The 20,226-nt window shown below is 34.4% G+C and carries 13 protein-coding genes, 1 pseudogene and 1 riboswitch; of the genes and pseudogenes, 4 read left to right on the top strand and 10 right to left on the bottom strand.

Annotated features, from left to right (window positions below):
* Positions 1-11: 11 nt before the first annotated feature.
* The gene (mgtA, locus tag AB1284_RS07185; protein WP_429754334.1) at positions 12-2,711 is read right to left on the bottom strand and encodes a magnesium-translocating P-type ATPase; all 2,700 of its coding nucleotides are present in this window, start codon (positions 2,709-2,711) and stop codon (positions 12-14) included.
* A 369-nt stretch (positions 2,712-3,080) separates the two neighbouring features.
* Positions 3,081-3,246: riboswitch (M-box (ykoK) riboswitch) on the bottom strand.
* Positions 3,247-3,894: 648 nt separating this feature from the next.
* On the opposite strand from mgtA, the gene AB1284_RS07180 reads away from it, so the two are divergent.
* Positions 3,895-5,262, top strand: a complete 1,368-nt coding sequence (locus tag AB1284_RS07180) for an Nramp family divalent metal transporter (RefSeq protein ID WP_429750558.1) — start codon at positions 3,895-3,897, stop codon at positions 5,260-5,262.
* Between the two features lie 241 nt (positions 5,263-5,503).
* Here the strand turns inward: AB1284_RS07180 and AB1284_RS07175 are convergent, their stop codons facing one another.
* The 7 genes and pseudogenes from AB1284_RS07175 to AB1284_RS07145 form a co-directional block, all read right to left on the bottom strand.
* Entirely contained in the window at positions 5,504-6,142 is a 639-nt protein-coding gene (locus AB1284_RS07175) for a hypothetical protein (RefSeq protein ID WP_429750560.1), read from the bottom strand.
* A gap of 181 nt (positions 6,143-6,323) precedes the next feature.
* Complete coding sequence (locus AB1284_RS07170; RefSeq protein WP_429750562.1) at positions 6,324-6,866, bottom strand: DUF1003 domain-containing protein; 543 nt, start codon at positions 6,864-6,866, stop codon at positions 6,324-6,326.
* A 334-nt stretch (positions 6,867-7,200) separates the two neighbouring features.
* Positions 7,201-7,389 (bottom strand): hypothetical protein, encoded by a 189-nt coding sequence (locus AB1284_RS07165; RefSeq protein WP_429750563.1) that lies wholly within the window; start codon positions 7,387-7,389, stop codon positions 7,201-7,203.
* A gap of 176 nt (positions 7,390-7,565) precedes the next feature.
* Positions 7,566-7,952, bottom strand: a complete 387-nt coding sequence (locus tag AB1284_RS07160; protein ID WP_429750564.1) for a YidH family protein — start codon at positions 7,950-7,952, stop codon at positions 7,566-7,568.
* Positions 7,952-8,110 (bottom strand): annotated as a pseudogene (locus AB1284_RS07155) (prolipoprotein diacylglyceryl transferase); the annotation flags it as partial. The gene AB1284_RS07160 and the pseudogene AB1284_RS07155, both read right to left, overlap by 1 nt.
* Before the next feature lie 528 nt (positions 8,111-8,638).
* A complete protein-coding gene (locus AB1284_RS07150) occupies positions 8,639-10,036 on the bottom strand; it encodes an amino acid permease (protein ID WP_429750565.1) in 1,398 nt (465 codons plus the stop codon).
* Between the two features lie 562 nt (positions 10,037-10,598).
* On the bottom strand, positions 10,599-13,964 hold the full coding sequence (locus AB1284_RS07145; RefSeq protein WP_429754335.1) for a glycosyltransferase: 3,366 nt from the start codon (positions 13,962-13,964) through the stop codon (positions 10,599-10,601).
* A gap of 513 nt (positions 13,965-14,477) precedes the next feature.
* Between AB1284_RS07145 and AB1284_RS07140 the strand changes: the two genes are divergently transcribed.
* Positions 14,478-15,056 carry a metalloregulator ArsR/SmtB family transcription factor gene (locus AB1284_RS07140; RefSeq protein ID WP_429750566.1) on the top strand — a complete coding sequence of 193 codons (579 nt, stop codon included), beginning with the start codon at positions 14,478-14,480 and terminating at the stop codon, positions 15,054-15,056.
* Between the two features lie 268 nt (positions 15,057-15,324).
* Here AB1284_RS07140 and AB1284_RS07135 read toward each other — a convergent pair whose 3' ends face one another.
* On the bottom strand, positions 15,325-16,314 hold the full coding sequence (locus tag AB1284_RS07135; protein WP_429750567.1) for a ketoacyl-ACP synthase III: 990 nt from the start codon (positions 16,312-16,314) through the stop codon (positions 15,325-15,327).
* 481 nt (positions 16,315-16,795) lie between these two features.
* Between AB1284_RS07135 and AB1284_RS07130 the strand changes: the two genes are divergently transcribed.
* On the top strand, positions 16,796-17,128 hold the full coding sequence (locus tag AB1284_RS07130) for an ArsR/SmtB family transcription factor (RefSeq protein WP_429750568.1): 333 nt from the start codon (positions 16,796-16,798) through the stop codon (positions 17,126-17,128).
* Positions 17,129-17,151: 23 nt separating this feature from the next.
* Positions 17,152-17,736: an SCO family protein gene (locus AB1284_RS07125; RefSeq protein WP_429750570.1), complete on the top strand. Its 585-nt coding sequence runs from the start codon at positions 17,152-17,154 to the stop codon at positions 17,734-17,736.
* A 251-nt stretch (positions 17,737-17,987) separates the two neighbouring features.
* Here AB1284_RS07125 and AB1284_RS07120 read toward each other — a convergent pair whose 3' ends face one another.
* On the bottom strand, positions 17,988-20,204 hold the full coding sequence (locus AB1284_RS07120; RefSeq protein ID WP_429750572.1) for a transglycosylase domain-containing protein: 2,217 nt from the start codon (positions 20,202-20,204) through the stop codon (positions 17,988-17,990).
* Positions 20,205-20,226: the final 22 nt, after the last annotated feature.

Raw genomic sequence — 20,226 nt, 5'->3', positions numbered from 1 at the left:
AAAAGAAGATGTTATAACCAACTATGAAATTTCTTGATATATAACTGCTTAAGAAATTGAGTCAATACGGCATATCCTGCTAAAATTCCCACCAGCCATGGGAAATAGCTAAGTGGAAGTGGTTGTAATCCAACTACTGCACCTAATGGTGAGAATGGAACATAAATACCAATAGCCATAATGAATACTGTTAATAAAAGTACTGGAACAGAAGCTGTACTTTGAATAAATGGAATTTTTTGTGTACGAATCATATGCACAATCAATGTTTGCGTAAGTAGTCCTACTACAAACCAACCAGATTGGAACAAGGATTGTTTTGCAATTGTATTAGCACCAAATACATTCCACATCACAATAAATGTTATAATATCAAAGATTGAACTAATAGGACCAATACAAATAATAAAGTTACGCAAATTTGAAGTGTCCCATTTTCTAGGCTTCTCTAAGAATTCTTTATCCATCTTATCCCACGGAATAGAAAGCTGAGATAAATCATATAGCAAGTTTTGAATTAATAGATGAATAGCCAACATCGGAAGAAATGGAATAAATGCACTCGCAACTAATACGCTAAATACGTTTCCAAAGTTAGAACTTGCCGTCATTTTAATGTATTTCAAAATATTCCCGAATGTTGTACGCCCTTCAATAATTCCTTTTTCCAGTACATCCAAACTTTTTTCAAGTAAGATAATATCTGATGATTCTTTCGCAATATCTGTAGCTGTATCAACAGAGATACCCACATCGGCATCGCGCAGTGCAACCGCATCATTAATACCGTCACCCATGTAACCTACAGTATGACCATTTGCTTGTAATGCTTTGATAACACGCGACTTTTGCATTGGATTTAATTTCGCAAATACAGTTGTTCTTTCAGCTAATTGTGCTAATGCCTTTTCAGGTAAATCATCAATCTCATAACCAAGTACAGGCTCTCCTATATCCAATCCTACTTCTTTACATACTTTACGCGTTACAATTTCATTATCACCAGTTAAAATCTTAACTTGTACACCTTGTTTTTGTAATGTTTGAATTGCAGATGCTGCGGATGGTTTTGGAGGATCTAAAAATCCAATATATCCTGCAAGAATCATATCTGATTCATCTTGAATAGAATAAGCTTTCTCGTTATTAGGCGCTTCAAGCTTATAAGCCACTGCAATTACGCGCATGCCGTCTTCATTTAATTGTTCGCTCAAATACTTAATTTTGCTCATTGCTTCTTTCGTAAGAGGAAGTATTGCATCGTTAATATCCGTATGTGTACAAATAGATAAAATTTCTTCTACTGCACCCTTACAAACCATTAAGTTCATATTATTTGTATCTTTAACAACGACAGACATACGACGTCGAGCAAAATCAAATGGAATCTCATCTACTTTATGAAATTCTGTTGTATCTAATTGATGTTTTTCTTCTGTATGGTCAATAACTGCCTTATCGATAAGGTTCTTTAATCCTGTTTGATAAAAGCTATTTAGATAGGCAAGTTGTAATACACTTTTACATTGGTTTCCTGTTGGATCAAGATGACGGACTAATACGACTTTATCTTCAGTCAATGTTCCTGTTTTGTCTGTACAAAGAACATCCATTGCCCCAAGATTTTGAATTGAATTTAACTGTTTCACAATTACTTTCTTTTTAGACATCTTCACGGCACCTCTAGCTAAGTTTGCCGTTACAATCATCGGAAGCATTTCTGGTGTCAGTCCTACAGCAACTGCAATTGCAAAGAAGAACGCTTCATTCCAATCACCTTTTGAAATCCCGTTAATGAAAAACACAATAGGAGTCATGATAAGCATAAATTTGATTAAAAGCCAACTTACTTTATTAACTCCCTTATCAAAGCTTGTTTCTGGACGCTTTCCAACTACACTCTTTGCTAATGAACCAAAGTAACTATTTGCACCTGTTGATACAACCACAGCAGTTGCAGTACCACTTACGATATTTGTTCCCATAAAACATAAATTATCCATTTCAAGTGGATCGCCATTTCTTTTAGCATTAATGTTTGAATTTTGATAATTTTCGTGTTTTTCAACAGGCAAAGCTTCACCGGTTAAAGCAGATTGGTTTACAAATAAATCTTTAGCAGAAAGAATGCGGACATCAGCTGGAACAATATCACCAGCAGAAAGTTTGATAATGTCCCCAGGCACAAGATCTTCAATAGGAAGCTCCAGTGTTTGGTTGTTATTTATATCAACTTCTTTATCCGTGTTATTTGTGAATTCTTTTGTTCTCAAAACCGTAGCCGTCGTACGCACCATTGCCTTTAATTTTTCTGCTGCTTGTTGAGAACGGAATTCTTGTAAAAAACGGATGGTAGCACTTAAGACAACCATTACAGTTACAACAATTGTTCCCTTTATATCATCAGTTAAGAAGGATAAGACTCCTAAAGCCAATAATACGAAAATAAATGGGTTTTTAAACGAAAGAAGTAATTGAACATACCATGCTGGTGGCTTTTCATGTGCCACTTCATTTCTTCCGTGTGTATCAATGCGTCTTTCAGCTTCTTTTTCAGAAATTCCGTTTGGAGTTGTGTCTAAAAAAGCTAATGCTGATTGAACATCTCTTGCAGCGACTTCCACTAATATTTCATTGTTTTGCTTCATCACTTCTTGATTATGAGAAGTTTGTTTGTTTCGTTTTGGTGTACCTTTATTTGTTTGATGCATGTCCACTTTAACATCTTCAATTTGTTTTTTTGCACGTAACATTGGTAGTTTCCTCCTTTATATGTGTAGGAGGAAATTCGTTGTTTCTCGACTATCTACTTTTTTAGAGAGGGAGGAACAAGTCGTTTCCTACCTACATGATGAAATATAAATGTAAAACATATGGGTATCGGGCTTGGGTCTCCAAATGACATCGTTCCCCACCTCCTTATCCGAATCAATTATCTTGAATATACTATGTAAGGTGTAAAAGAAAGGTGCATCATTACAATAAAAAAACCTTTACTCATCAACGAGTAAAGGTTTCAATACATCATTAAACACAGCCTAATAAAACTACTTATTTTAAGCAGTTTTTATCAGTCATAATCGCACCTCTCCCTCGTTGAGCTTTAGCACTGTATAGCATAGGTTCAAACCAGCTACGTTAAAAAAGACCTTCATTCCGACCTTTCCTGTTGACCCATTGGCGTCTCTCGACATTTTTGGGCAGTAGCGTCTCTCTATACAGGAGCCTCACCTAACAGAGACATATTTAATTTCCATTTAAAATCATACGCCTTCTAAAAATAAGAATCAACACTTTTCGCAAGTTTTAAATTTGATATATATTTCAGTCACTTATCACGAATTTAAGTAATAAATTTTTTACTCAATTTTAACTTATATAGAAGTTTTATGTTATCGGTCATGAGGAAAGCACAATTCTCGTTATTTTAAATGGATTGTGATTATTAAAAGGAAATTCATTAAATGGGTTCCCATTAGGAACCCGTTTTTTGTATTTGTGTCTTAATTTAACAGGGATGGATGTACTACCACCTCCTCATCAAATCAAGGAGAATTCGTGTTTCAACTTTTGAGTCATACGAGATAGATATACCTCAACAGCATATACTAATTGAGCCCCTCTCAAACTTCCTATATTGTCTGTTAATAAGTACATATGTTTCATAACAAAAGTAAACATATTTATATTCACCTATCTTCTCCCTTTTGCATAAAATTGAATCACATATCATATTTTACACTAGACTAAAAAAGTTGGTCAAGGTAAAATTTAAAAGTAGAACACCATTTTTTTGACTACAGGAAACAATTAAACCATATTTTAGGTTTTCAAATAAAAAATACCATATTGCATTTCACAAACTAAAACAAGTTAAAAGGGGGAGGATATGTTATGGATGAATTAGAAACAGTCAAAGTGCAAAATGCGGTTACTGTGTCACACCAGGAAGGGTGGCGCCAACAAAACAGCGATCCTAGTTTACGAGAAGTGCACAAAAGTATGAGGATTCCGAAGAAAGGAAATGCCCTTCGAAAGCTCCTTGCATTTATGGGACCGGGTTATCTTGTTGCAGTAGGGTACATGGATCCTGGAAACTGGGCTACATCGATAGCTGGAGGATCTGCTTATAACTATACGTTATTATCTGTTATTTTAATTTCTAACTTTATGGCTATTATTTTGCAGGCACTATCTGCAAAGTTGGGGATTGTAACAGGAAGAGACTTAGCGCAAGCATGTCGGGATCATTATAGTAAGCCTGTATCGTTTGCTTTATGGATGTTATGTGAATTAGCTATTGCAGCTTGTGATTTAGCAGAAGTAATAGGTTCCGCTATCGCATTAAATCTTTTATTTCACATTCCTCTTGTATGGGGTGTATGCATTACTTCATTTGATATCTTACTTGTACTATTATTGCAAAATAAAGGATTTCGCTATATTGAAGTTATTGTCATTAGTTTAATTGTAACAATTTCAGTTTGTTTTGGTGTGGAACTTTTTATGTCGCAACCACAATTGAGTGAGATTGCAAAAGGCTTCGTTCCAAGTAAAGAGATTATTCAAAATCCACAAATGCTGTTTATTGCACTTGGAATTTTAGGGGCTACGGTTATGCCACATAATTTGTATTTACATTCTTCTATCGTACAAACGAGAAATTATGAAGAAACGCCTAAAGGAAAACGAGAAGCGATTAAGTTTTCAGTGATTGACTCTACTATCGCATTAATGTTGGCTTTATTTGTTAATGCATCAATTTTAATATTAGCAGCGTCTGCTTTTCATAAAACAGGACATACCGAAGTAGCAGAAATCCAAGATGCTTATCAATTGTTAAATCCGATTCTTGGAAGCGGGATTGCGAGCGTATTATTTGCAGTTGCTTTATTAGCCTCAGGACAAAATTCTACGTTGACAGGAACGTTAGCTGGGCAAATTGTAATGGAAGGTTTTTTAAATATTCGTTTACGACCATGGATTCGCCGCTTAATTACGCGTTTAATCGCAATTATACCTGCGGTAATTGTGACCTTAATATATGGAGAAAAAGGAACCACGGATCTTTTAGTATTAAGCCAGGTTATCCTATCTCTTCAACTTTCATTTGCCGTTATTCCACTTGTTATGTTTACTAGTGACAAAAAGAAAATGGGTGAATTTACAAACTCACTTTGGACCAAAGTGATCGCTTGGTTCATTGCCATTATTATCGCTGTTTTAAATGCTTATCTACTCTATACTACATTTTCAGGATAAGAGTAATCTACACTACTGAAATAGAAGAAGTCCCTTCGAAAATAAGGGACTTCTTCTATTTTCAATCTTCTTTATTAAAATGAAACGAAAAACCAACTACCATAATTAAAAACTTCCTGTTTGACCAGAAGGTTTTATAACAACTTTTTTACAATACCAGAAACACCTTGGTTACATAAGTCCCGATATAGTAGGTTCATCACTACATACTATATCAGGACTTATATTCATTTACAAAAGACTAAGCAACATAAATTTCAATTCGTTCTTTTCCTTTTCCAATATTTTTTCTTTTTAAGGTGATCTCTCCAATTTCTCCCGTTTTCTTTAAATGAGTTCCGCCGCAGGCAACTCTGGCAAATCCACTGATTTCCCATGTCCGACGCTCATTTTCTTCATCGCTAAAGCTACTAATGATATCATAGTTTGCTTGCACCAACATATTTGCCTCTTTTTGTAAAAGTGGAAAGTATGTAGATATATTTTCATCCATTTCAAAGTCGATGCGTGATTTATCCTGTGCAATATGTGCACCAATCTTATATACGTCTCCAATCCGTTTATATACGAGTTCTAAAATGATTTCTGCTGCAAAATGTAGTCGCATCAATCTGTATCTTCTATCCCAATCTATTTTCATTGTAATGATATCGTTCACACACAACGTATGTCTCTCTTCTACTGTGTAAATGATCTCCTTCTGTTGCTTTCTTGCTTGTAAGACATGATATGCTCCAATTGTTCCTGTATCACTTTCTTGTCCTCCTGAAAAGGCATAGAATATAGTTTGTTCAACAGTTAAATCAGCCCCGTCTACACTCGTAATTCGAGTTTGTAACTCAGTCAGATAAGGATTGTCCCAAAACACTTTCTTTGTCATTTTGATATCCCCTTTCCAAGTCAATATGTAATCTCCCTAAAATGTTTGTTATAGCGTAACATATGCATTGTATACTAAACAATATAAAGTGAACCTTCCATCAAATAATATAAAAAAAGCTAATCATCTATTTATATTCTGTAAATAGATGATTAGCTTTTGATTTATAAAAGCAATATATTTATTTTGTCTTTAATTGTTTCAATAAATCTTTAATTTCATTTAATTCACCTTCTATACGGTGAAGATGACTTTGCATATCATCAATTTCTTGCTCTGCTTTATAATTAATCGCAAAGTCAATAACAGATTCATGTTTGTCACGTGCAGCTTGACGGTTTTGGCTCATCATAATAACAGGGGCTTGAAATGCTGCTATAAACGATAAACATAAGTTCAACAAAATGAATGGCGGAGCATCGAAGTGTGCTCCTTTTGTGATAGACAAGCCATTCCAAATAATCCAGACACCAAGAAAACATGCAAACCAGATAATGAATCGCCAGCTACCTCCAAACTGTGCAATTTTATCAGCTAGTCGGTCTGCCCACTTTGTTCGTTGTGTATATGCACTATCAAGTTGATGAAGGATTTCTGATTCATATCGATCTACAAGTCGGTCAATACGTGTTAAGCTTTCTTGGTTTAAGTCAATATCAAAACCTTGGATTTTCGAAGCTTCTTCTTTTTGTCCTTTAATTTGATTCCAGATTTTTTGTACCATTGTACAAACCTCCTCACTTATTGAGGAGTCATCTTTCTGAAATTCACATGAAGCAGAAACTATTCTTACGCAGTAATCCGCTTCGGATATTCAGTTGTATGACTGCCTCTGATGTCGATCTTATATCTGGCTCTCCTATGCTAGGATTACTCATAAAACAGTTCCACCTCACCTTTTTTTAAAATCCTTTCTCATTATATGTTATCTCGTCTCTTCTGACTATGTGTTTATTGTAAACTATATTTTAATTATCTTACATTTTCACATAAAGAACATTCATATAAACAACAGTTTATGAATATACCCTAAATCATTCATTTCCATCATGCTTTTTTTAAGTTACCTTGTTATTTAGTAAATGAAACATACGTTGGTGGTGATCTGTTATTAGACTATTTAACTTTTCTACATGATTATGGTTGAGATGTTTCCCTAATTTCCAAGGTACTTTTTCTTTATATTGTTGATCTCCTGTAAAATCTGCCTGATTTTGTTCTTTAAGTGGAATATTACCTTCGTTCATTATTTACTCTCCTTTATACTTAAAATGGATAAATATTGACAAGGTATTTATATAATTCCTTTTTATAGCTTATTACATTCTCATTCGAATGATAAATTTCCTTTTGTATATTCTATACATTTGAAGTTTACATAACCTACCATTATCAGTAGTAAAACTTTATATTTTGATTTTGTTTATACTAGCAACATGAAATAAAATGCAATAATTATAATAGTTACCATAACTAATACAGATACCCATATAATAAATGTTTTAGGGGCTCGAAATGTTTGAAAATTAATCCCTTTTCGTTTATCAAGATAATTGATTGTTGCAAAAATAATAATTATCACTCCCAACAAAATTGAACCTAATCCAATTCCAGTAGCAAATTCATTATATAATGGTGTAAGTTCCCCACGAATGGCATGATGTAGATTCGCCACGAGAAAACCTAGACCGCAAATTGCAATAGCGGTACGTATCCAAGCTAAATATGTTCTTTCATTTGCTAAATGTTGTTGAATATATTTAGAATCTATGGTTTCTGATAACTTTACTTTTGTATTAGACTGTTTCATCAAAGGTTTCCCCAATCAATCAGAGTTTTATGAACAGACAACATATCCTTTTTACGTCTGCACCATACAATAAACGATCTTTCAATGATACAAACAATAATAGATACTAATTGAGCAATCCTTATATAAGAAGTTAACATCAAACTATCTAAATACAATTTACACTGTAAATTAGTGATTTAAACCATAATAAGAAAAAAACAAGGTAAGCACCATTTTATTTTTCAAATAGCACTTTCCTTGCTTTTTTCCCTTATCAAAGTTGTTACCTGAAATTTTAGCTATATCTCTAGAAAAGCCTCAGATATCTATATTTGACGTGATTCATATTCATCACAACTTACATTTAAGAAACTCTATGATTTTTTGAATTATGTCTTCGTTTCTCTGATAGTATGTCCATTGATCACATCTTACAGATTCTAACAATTCATTTTTTTGCATCATAAAAAGATATTAGGAAATGGTTGATTAAGAAAGGTTTTCTTGTTCTTGAGTTTGAATATAATAATATCTCCTATAAAACAAATTAAATATTCTCAATCCCCTTCTAATAATTGTATATCTAATACCCTCTTGAATATTCAAAATTATTCTATTTAGTGAATTGCTATCCATCAACATTTAAATAAAATAATTAAAAGTAAAGATTGATTCAAACTACTCATATTAACAAAGACTTACAATTATTTTTTATCTCTAGCCAAATTACTTTTATTTTTTCCGTATAACGTATAAATAACTAGTCCAATCAACATCCAAACTACAAAACGAATCCAAGTAATTTCAGGAAGACTAACAATAAGATACAACGAAAAACAAATTCCAATTAATGGGATAAAAGGAACTAAAGGAGTCTTAAATTTCCTTTCTAAGTCCGGTCGTTTTTTTCTTAACACAATGATAGATGAACAAATTAGAACAAACGCCGATAACGTACCAATATTAACTAATTCAGCCACTTCACTTATAGGAGTAAAACCCGAGATAATCGCTGTAATAACCCCAATTATCACAGTCGGACGATGAGGTGTTTTGTATTTAGGATGCACTTTTGTAAACCATTTTGGCAATAATCCATCTCGACTCATTGCAAACCAAATTCGTGAACCTGCAAGTGTGAACGAAAATAAAACAGAAAGTATGCCTGTAATAGCTGCAGCAGAAATAAATAAAGTAATCCATTTTAATCCTGCATCACTAAAAATCTTAGCTACTGGTGCAGCATTATTCAATGTATAATATGGTGCCATCCCTGTAATCACTAAAGACATTCCAATATACAGACATAATGCAATAATTAACGATATAACTACAGCCCTTGGTAAATCACGTTGTGGATTTTTTGCTTCTTCTGCTGCTGTAGTTAATGTGTCGTAACCAAATACAGCAAAAAATACAAGAGCAGCACCACTCATTACACCCTTGAATCCAAAAGGCATAAAAGGATGCCAATTAGTAGAATCAATATAGAAACTCCCTACAGCAATTACTACTAAAATAATACTTAACTTAATGATAACCATAAGGGTATTAAATTTAGATCCCCATTCCATGCCTAATGTCAATAAACCGGCAATAGCAAGACTTATTATCATTGCAATTAAATCTACCTTATGCCCCGCACCTGTACCTGGAGCCCCTTGAGCCCAAATAGGAATATGAATTCCAATTTGTTGAAGTAGTTCTTGCATATAACCAGACCATCCAATAGCAACTACTCCAACTACTAAAATATACTCAAGTAAAAGATCCCATCCAATTAACCAAGCTACCCCTTCCCCCAGTACAGCATAGCTGTAGGTATATGCACTTCCAGCAACAGGGATGAGTCCAGCAAATTCCGCATAACATAATGCAGCCGCTGCACTAGCTAATCCTGCAATGATAAAAGATAAAATAACTGCAGGTCCAGCGTGTTTAGAAGCTGCTACCCCCGTTAACACAAAAATACCTACTCCAATAATACCACCTAAACCAATTGCAGTAAGTTGCCACAACCCTAGAACTCGATTCAATCCATTACTTTTTCGACCTTCTTCTTGTAAATGGTCTATAGACTTTTTTCTAATAAATGCATTCACTTCATGTCCCCCTACTATGATGTCTAAAAACAAGATAAATTAATTAGAATTTTAATTATTTTATCATAATTGAACATTCTTGTTCAATTCTCTCGTCAATAGATATAAATATAAAAAATATGGTAATCCATTGACTAACACATCCCATTTTATATAGGACTCTTATGTTAATTCACAAGTCCTATACACTACATTATGTATACGCCTACGTACAAACCTTCTTTTGAAAGTTATACTTCTAATCTATTTTCTAAGAAATATTGGCTATGTCCCTTTGGATAATCATATATCAAATTCATGTGTGGTTAACATAACCTCTAATTATCAGTAATCAATATATCTAGAAATCGATAAAAAACCTCTCCAGATAACTAAAGGAACTTTTCATTTACATGTCCTAGATTATCAGAAGCGAGAAATCTTTATATACCAAACTAAAAACTACGTTTTATTATGCACAGCGGGTTTATGTCGTTCAATCATACAAGTAAAATATTGGTTGTTACCACCGTTACGGTGAACTGTAACACGACTAAAAAAAGAGAGCAGGTTATCTACTCTCTTATGATACCTCATTATGCCGAGGAGATTGCTCAACACTTCCCATTCGTCTAAGTTTATTCCACCCTACCGCTATTCCTCGAATAGAAGAAAGTATGGATTTGATTACAACGTAAGTCATAAATTGACGATAAATAAGGCGTTGTAAAATTAACCAAACTAGTGGTTTAGGATTTTCCTTTTCTAATTTAAAGGCAAAGAGTGAAGCAAAAAGGTCAATTCCAAAGAATAAAAGGTAAAATCCCAAAACTTTTAGGGGATGACTACTAAATATACCCATAATCATTAATAGATCTGCTAATGGAGAAATCGACTGCAAAATAAATTGGAATATCCACATATTTGGTAGCGCAACAAATCCTAATGTTTTATGCTTTACATTAAATAAGGCTTTTCGATGCTTCCAAAGACACTGTAGTGTTCCATACGTCCAACGATAACGCTGTTTAATGAGACTTTTCACATCTTCAGGCGACTCTGTATAGGCATATGCTTTTTCTTCATACACAACTCGATATCCTTGACGCAAAAGAGTTAGAGTAAGATCCGTATCTTCCGCAAGTGTATCTTCACTTAAATATCCCGCTTTTTTCACACGTTTCTTATGCCATGCTCCGATAGCCCCAGGAACTACAGTGATACAATTTAACTCATCAAAGGCTCTTCGCTCTAAATTAAAACCTGTAATGTATTCAACATGTTGCCATGTAGTCAACAGATTTCGTCTATTTCCCACTTTAACATTACCTGAAACTGCCGCTACGTTATGATCTTCAAAATGTCTAACCATTAAAGAAATAGCATCTTGAGCAATAATGGTATCAGCGTCTAAAGAAATAACAACTTCTCCCCGTGATTTTTTGAACCCTAGATTCATCGCGGAGGATTTACCACCATTTTCTTTTTGAATTAAACAAACTTTAGGATGTTTATGAAATGCTTCTTGGATTGCTTTTGAAGTACCATCTTTTGATCCGTCATCAACAATAATGATTTCAAAATCATGATAATCACTATCCAAAATAGAACGAATCGTCTTAGCAATAACCTTTTCTTCATTATATGCTGCTATCACAACACTAACGAAAGGTTGATAAGCAGAGTTAGTAAAAGAACGAGATGTAGTTCTCCTTTTTTGCTTAAACGCAAAATAAATTAAAAATAGAAACCGGAAAATACCTAATCCAATAGCAATATAAAAAATAGTCGTTAATGTGTGATTAAAATATCCCGCTCCTGAAAAAACAGCTCGATCAAAAGGTAGGTACGACTTATCATTAGAGGAAACAGAAGGCATAACATCATCCCGTTTTTTACCCATCAAATCTGAAATCGTCACAAAACTATATCCGTGTTTTTTTAGATCTTCAATAATAATTGGCAACGCCTCTACCGTATGGGTACGATTCCCACCTGCATCATGAAGGAGAATAACATGTCCCTCATCATTATAAATAGGTTTAAGAACACGTTTTACCAATTCATTCGTCGATGGTTGCGTCCAATCTTCAGGATCAACTTTTTCCCCGACCATCGTATAGTTCATATTTTGAGCACGCAAAATAGGTAGTATCTCATTTGGTAAATACGGCTCAGCATCTGCTTCGTATGGCGGTCTAAATAAAGACGTAGAGTGGCCAGTTATTTCTTGAATGAGTCGCTGAGTTGTATTCAACTCCACTTTTGTACGTAGTGGAGAAGTATCTGCTATGTTAGGATGTGTAAAGGTATGATTGCCAATTTCATGTCCTTCGTCATATATCCTTTTAATAATACTGGTATTTAATTGAGCATTTTCACCAACGACAAAGAAGTCAGCTTTTATTTTATACTTGTTCAGTATATCTAAGATTTCCGGCGTGTAATGAGGATCAGGTCCATCATCAAATGTTAGTACTACTTGTTTTCCTTTCGGTTGTCCATAGCGCTGCACTTGATATGAAGCAGGAAGCGACTGATACACTTCATCTGTAAGATAATTATCTTTGCCTACTTGGAGATCCCTGAATCCATTTTGCCCTGCACTCGTAACCCTTAAGATTTCTCCTTGTCCAGAATAACCTACTTGATCTATACTAGTGATTTTACGTAATGAGCTCGGGTCATTTTGTATCCCTATAGGATCTTTTAATGATTTCCATACAGTAGGGTCTTCTGCTCCTAATCTCCAGAATGCAAATCCTTTTGCATTATTTTTCGATGCAATTTTCATTTGATTGTAGAGAGTAACACCATCTAAAAACCAAACAACATGTTCGTGTGCTCCTTCTTTATATCGAAAATATGGGTTTCCACTTGTCTTATCCCATTGAATTTTTAAATTTGAATCATGAACCATCTTCATGACGTCTGAGAAAGTTAAAGACTCAGCGAAATTTTTGCTATCCACTGCCCAATCATATCCATAGTTCCCGAAAGCGACTATAAGTTTTTCTGAGGGAATATCTAAATGATTAAGTGTATCCTCAAACCATTTATTTGAAGCAATTGGTCCAGGATCCCCCCCTTCATAGTGTTCATCATACATCATGACAATCATGCGATCTATTTCTTTAGCTAATACTCCATAATCAAAGGCATTATCATCAGTAGGAACATCTTCTGTTACAAGCAAATGATGTTGGTGAAACACAGTAGTAAGTTCTTTCATAAAATTCGTTAATTCATTTCGATCTTCCTCAGGTATTGACTCAAAGTCGATATTAACACCTGCAAATTGATTAGCTTCGATTTGTTTTTCTAAATCATTAATAAACTTTGTCTGTACATTAACAGGAGCATGCAACAACTTATCAATCACTGCGCCATCAGGACCAGAAGTTTTTTGAGTAAAGTTGTTGATTAAAGGCATAATTTTTACATGATTCGCTTTCGCTAACTGCACAATATCAGGTTTAATCTCACTACTAATTGTTAAATCTGCATTTAAGTGATACCATTCCGGTACTAACATGGTTAATGAACGGATATTATCCTTTAAAGAGGTCGTACTATTTTCATCCCAGTTTACATAAAAGCCATAAACTTCTTTAGACTGCTTACTATTAGCTCCTGAACTTTGAGAGTATTTCGTGCCATCTATTTGGGCATTAGAGTACTTAGATTCTTCATTTTTTAATTCTTCCTGTAACTGCTGATCACTGAGTTTTTCATTAATAGACACGATTTTTTCATTTTGATTTCCAAAAAATTTCATATGCGGGAAATTCACAGTTGATAAAATACTGCGAGAGAAAAAATAAAAAACAATAATCATAATAATTATCGCGAGACATAGAAACCAATTGAAAAATATTTTTCTTCTTCCTTTAGCATCATAAAAAATAACTTTAGGCTGAGCTTTCTCTTGTTGCGTTTTTTTCTCTATCATTCTTTTAATATACTCCTTTTCTTTCCTCCTAGTACAAACATAAAATATTTTACTAGTTGGTGACTTCCAGCTTAATTGATTGTTGCAAGTAATTATGATGCAAAAAAACAAACTAGAATGTTCTTGCTCATTGTACGTTGCAAACATGTATACTTTCTCTTTCACTTCTAGAACAACCGCTAATAAGGATTAGATAGACTGAGGATAAATATCATATATCATGCATTAAACTGTTTCTCAATTCCTCTTATATAACATTCGAACCAACGAAACATTTTGTGGGGGTAGTTTTCTTGAAACCCATGCATTATTTGACTCTCAAAATAACCCTACAAATTCCAAAAGAAATTTACATCTACCACCCATTAGATATCCCCTTCCTCTATTTAATATAGAAACATTTCACACAAATAAAGCACCTATTTTTTGAAATTTCACTTAACAACTTGAATATTGAAAGTAATTCGATTATATTCTAATTAGATATATATCAAAGTAGGTGAATTCTAAATGCAATTATACAAAATTGTTGATTTTCATAAGGCGTTAGGTGATCTTACACGGGTTCGTATTATTGCCCTGCTCCAACAAGGTTCTTTGAGCGGACAAGAGATTGCTGGGAAGTTAGGGCTCAAGCCACCAACGATTACACACCATATCACGAAGCTGCGAGAGGTTGGACTTATAAAAGAACGCCGTGATAAAAATACTATCTATTTTTCCCTTAATACAAAAATATTAGAAATGAGTGCTAAGGCTATTTTTACTGTAGGAACAGGAGGTGATTCAAACATGGAAATGTCGGTTACTGAAAAGGAACGTTCAGCTATTATCAATAATTTCTTCACAAAAGATGGAAAGCTGAAAAACTATCCTGCACAACGAAAGAAAAAGCTTGTCGTACTTTCGCATATGATCAAAGGGTTAGAATTCGGTAAAGTTTATCAAGAGAAAGAAATCAATGAATATTTAAAGCAGTTTCATGAGGATTATGCAACATTAAGACGTGAGCTTATTATGTGTCAATATATGTACCGAGAAAATAATCAATATGAGTTAAACCCCGTTGAGATATGGTGGTTGAAGTAAAGGGTGTCACCCGACGCCCTTATTTTTTCGCCCAACTAATTAGATGATCATAAAATTAGATAAGTATAAAATAAGGAGGATAGATATGATTATTTCATTTATAAATGAAGAAAAACAATATCGGACAAGAGGTACCATTTGAGATGTACCTCTTGTCTTGTAAAGACTTTCTCCTGTTTATCAAAAATAAAAAGCCCTTATCTTTTACAAATCTAAGGGCTTTTCATGCAACAAAATACGTTTATGTTACTATTGGATACATTATCTCCTATTCCTTTGCTAAATGCCACTTAATGATATGTCCAGCATGCGTAAGACCTCCCCCAAACCCATAGAGTAAAAGAGTATCCCCATTTTTTAGCTTTCCTTCGTTCATACCTATGTCTAATGCTAATGGAATGGAGACAGAGGAAGTATTCCCCATATATTCTACACTTGTTAATGTTTTATCTAGTGGGAAACCTGATCTTTCACATATAGATTCAATCATCCGTAAATTAGCACTATGTGGAACAAACCAGTTCACTTCATCCAGGTGTAATTCTGCTTGACATAACAATTCTTTAATACCAATTGGTAGCGTGCGTGCTGCCCACTTATATACTTCTCTTCCGTTTTGCACCATCTTTCCATGTGTTCTCAAACGGTTCCCAAACATGGTAGTAGATAAATTCGTACGATATACATGCATGCCCCCTTCCCCATTTGTCCCAATATGGGTAGCTATGAAACTAGACAATTCTTCATCTTTCTCGACTAAGACAGCTGCAGCTGCATCTCCAAATAAGATACATGTAGTTCGATCTGTATAATCTGTAACTTTAGATAAGGTTTCTGTCGTTATAACTAAAATCTTGCGATGAAGACCAGATGTAATCAAACCATTCGCCAGATGTAATCCATAAGTAAAACCAGCACAAGTTGCATTGAGATCAACAGCACCTGTATGTTGAATATTAAAATACTCTTGTATTTGACAAGCTACACTTGGAAAAGCGTAGTCAGGCGTAGTTGTTGAAACAAGAATACAATCCACATCGACAAGATTTTTATGATAACGTTCCACTAAATTTTCAATGGCTTTAAAAGCTAATGTAGAGGCATATTCGTTATCACCAGCAATTCTTCTTTCCTTCATACCAGTTCTTTGTATAATCCATGCATCATTTGTATCCACTATTTTTTCTAAATCATCATTGGTCAGTTTTTTTTCAGGTACATAGGTACCAATAGCTGTAATTCTTGCTTTTGATTGCATTCATTTATCCCCCTTACTGTTTTTATACATGTATTTATAATCAGATATTAGTATCAAGTATTAAATTTATCAATATTCAAACATGGAAATTAAATAACTATACTATCTGGTTATGATATAGAGAGACTCAAGTTCAATACTCAACAAATTAAAGAAATTATTCCACATCGTCCCCCCCTTTTTATAAATAGAAAAACCTTTTTGGTTTAAAATCCCATCTATGTCTAGCCATTTGTAGTCAGGAACAAAACTTGTTAACCATATAATATTTTTTACATTTCTCTTACTCTGCTGTGATTGTCAAAAGTTACTTCTCTTCCATGTATTTGTATTACTCTTAGCTGGATTTCTACTTTCCCCTCGCGAATTAAACGTTTCAATTCAAATCCAAAAATAGGTTTAACAAAACATTTCCTATTCATTTTCAAGAATATTTTGACAAACATGTTAGTAATGACTAATATGAATGGAGTGAATACAATTGTGCAATGCAAATGATTTAGGTATAAAAGCCAAATTTATTCGTAGCTTTACTGATAAAACGAGGCTTCAAATTCTCCAGTATATGATGGATGGCGAAAAAACGGTATCTGAAATTGTAGAAATAACCAATGGGAATCAATCAAATATATCCCAACATCTGAACTTTCTAAAAGAATGCGGCATTATCCTTGGAAGAAAAGAAGGAAAGTATGTCTACGATTCTTTACGAAATGCACAAATCGAACAGTTACTCACGATGTTTGATGTTGTATTTCATAAAGTACAGAACGAGGTAGCATCATGTGATAAATACGAAACAAGTAATCTATAAGGAAGAAATGAAAGGGGATACATATGAAAAAGATTCGTAACATCACACTACTGATGATTGTCAGCATAATCGTATTTTTAAGTGCATGTGGAGAAAAAAAATTGGAAAACTCATTGGACTGGAAAGTAGAGAAGTTTTCGTATACCGATCAAAACGGAAAACCTTTTGGTCTTTCGGACTTAAAAGGAAAAGTATGGATAGCAGACTTTATTTTTACAAGTTGTGAAACGGTTTGCCCGCCTATGACAGCCAATATGACAAAACTTAAAAACATGTTGAAAAAAGAAGGAATCAAAGATGTAGAATTTGTTTCATTCAGTGTAGACCCTACTGTGGACAAGCCAGAAAAAATGAAAGAGTTTATGAGACGCTATGATACCGATATGTCTAATTGGCACTTTCTAACAAACTATACACAAGAAGAAATCACTGCTTTTGCCAAAAGTAGCTTTCAAGCATTTGTAGATAAACCAGCAAGTACAACACAAGTCATTCACGGAACAAATCTCTATCTTGTAGATAAGAACGGAACTGTCGTAAAGAGCTACTCAGCCCTTACCAATACACCGTATGAAGAGATTATTCAAGATATTAAAACGATTCGTTAATCCATAATAGAAACCAAATGTAGATAAAAATGAATATACTGGAATTAATAAAATATAACTGAAGGAATGGAATATTATATATAGCATATGAAAAAAGGAATCATAACATTGATTCCTTTTTTCATAGTTTTATTAACATTGATGTGTACGATATACTATAAAGTTATTTCCCTATTTGATATAGTCTTCATCATTACAAGTTTAGAAATCTATGCACTTCATGACGAAGCTATCCTTTTTCTCTATTTGCCTTAGTCATGCTTATGTTTATGTTTATCTTTTTTATCTTTTTCTTTTTTATCTTTTTCTTTTTCTTTTTCTTTTTTTTCTTTATCTCCATCATGACCTGAGTTTTCACTCTCATTTTCTTTACTATCGTCCTGTTCCGGATTTTGAGCTTCCGGTGAAACAACTGCGGATGGCGCCATGGACGGAGCTGCTGCTGGCGGAACAGTGTCAGGACTAACTCCATTAATGTATAGCTCATTATTCATTTGATATACGCTGCTCGGCTGTTGGAATCTAGCTGTGCCTGTTCCAAATGTTTGCATCATTGCTTTAAAAATAAGGTGTGAGATTTTTGTTGTATCTCCGAGCATATAATTACCTGAGCCATTTTTCGCATAGCCAGTCCAAACAGCCATCGTATATTGTGGTGTATAACCGACAAACCAACTATCATTTGTCGCTTTAGATGGATAGCCGAACTGACTAAGTGTCTTGTCATCAAAGTTTGTTGTTCCCGTTTTCCCTGCAATATCAAGACCTGGTACATTAGCTGCTGTACCTGTTCCGTTAGATGCATTCACTACCCCACGAAGCATATCGGTAATCATATAAGCCGTATAGTCATGCATAACGCGTTTACCTTTCGACTGAAAACTTATTTCTTTACCGTCTGGGAAAACAACCTTTGTAACGAAATGCGGTTTTGTATACACACCATCGTTTGCAAATGCACCGTATGCCCCTGCCATTTCAAGAGGAGACACAAGGTTACTTCCAATTGCGTAAGACTCATAAACCTGATTACCGGAAAACGTAATTCCGAGTGATTGTGCAAACTCTTTTGCTTTATTCAAACCAACTTCCTGTAATGTCTTCAAAGCTGGAATATTACGTGACTCTACTAAAGCATTTCGTATAGACATAGGACCTTTATAATCCGTATAAGCGTTTCGTATAGGTTTTCCATTTGAGTAATGATACTGTTCGTCCACAAGTTGGTGGTACGTTGACCATTTTAAATTTTCAATCGCTGGACCATAATCAAAGATTGGTTTAAACGTCGAACCTGGTTGACGGTTTATATCAATAGCGAAATTATTTCCTCGAAATGTTGCCTTGTATTCATTACGGCCACTTCCAATAGCACGCACTTCACCCGTTTTCGAATCCATAAACGTAAAAGCGGCCTGGAAACGATCGTTCGGATAACTCACAATATCTTGTGTATTCATGATTTTATCGGCATACTGCTGCGCTTTCGGGTCAAGTGTCATATAAATTTGAAGACCATCCGTACCGATATTGACGTCTTTCAACTTGTCTTCAACTTCTTTTGTTGCAGCATCCAAAAACGCTTCATAAGGCATACCTTCTTGATTGGTTTTCGGAACAATACCTTTCGTTACCGGAACCTTCATTGCATCCTGCATTTGTTGCGCTGTGATATAACCTTGTCTATGCATAGAGCTTAAGACAAGGTTACGACGCTTTGTCGCTGCTTCCTCGTTTTCCGGTTTAGACGGATCGTAGTTATTCGGGCTTTGTGGCAGCCCAGCTAACATGGCAGCCTGGGGAAGCGTCAATTTTTTCAAATCATTCGCTTCAATACCGTAGTAATTTTTCGCTGCAGCAGCAACGCCGTAAGAGCGGTTTCCAAGATTAATTTTGTTCAAGTACATTGTTAAAATATCTTGTTTGGAATATTTTTGCTCCAGCTTATACGCCAAGTACCATTCCTGTATTTTTCGTTTTAACGTTTTTTCTGGAGACAAAAATGAGTTTTTAATAACTTGCTGTGTAATGGTACTTCCACCCTGAGATCCAAAGTTCCCAGTCAAGTTTTCCAAAATTGCTTTACCAGTTCGCTTTATGTCTATGCCATGATGTTCATAAAAATGAGAATCTTCTGTAGCAATAAATGCTTGTTCCAACACCTTTGGAACTTGATCATAAGTAATTTTTGTTCGTTTTTCCTTTCCATATTCATAGATAAATTTTCCGTCTTTATCATAAAACTTCGTAGATAGTGGATCCTCCAATTTTGAGGCCTCTATTTTTGGAGCGTCTTTAATCATAGAAAAAAACATAACAACTCCTGCTCCTACTATACTGAGGCCAATCAGCAAACAGGCAAGTAAGACCTTTTTCAAAAATAATCCTTTTTTGGAGGACTCTCCACTTTCTGTTTGTTTTTTCTTTATTTGTTTTCGTTCCTCACGAGAACGATACGTCTCTGTCATTATTCTTCTCTCCTGCGTTTCG

It is taken from the genome of Bacillus sp. S2(2024) (assembly GCF_050474045.1).
Taxonomy (GTDB): Bacteria; Bacillota; Bacilli; order Bacillales; family Bacillaceae_G; genus Bacillus_A; species Bacillus_A yunxiaonensis.
This window is presented reverse-complemented; position numbering and strand designations above follow the sequence as displayed.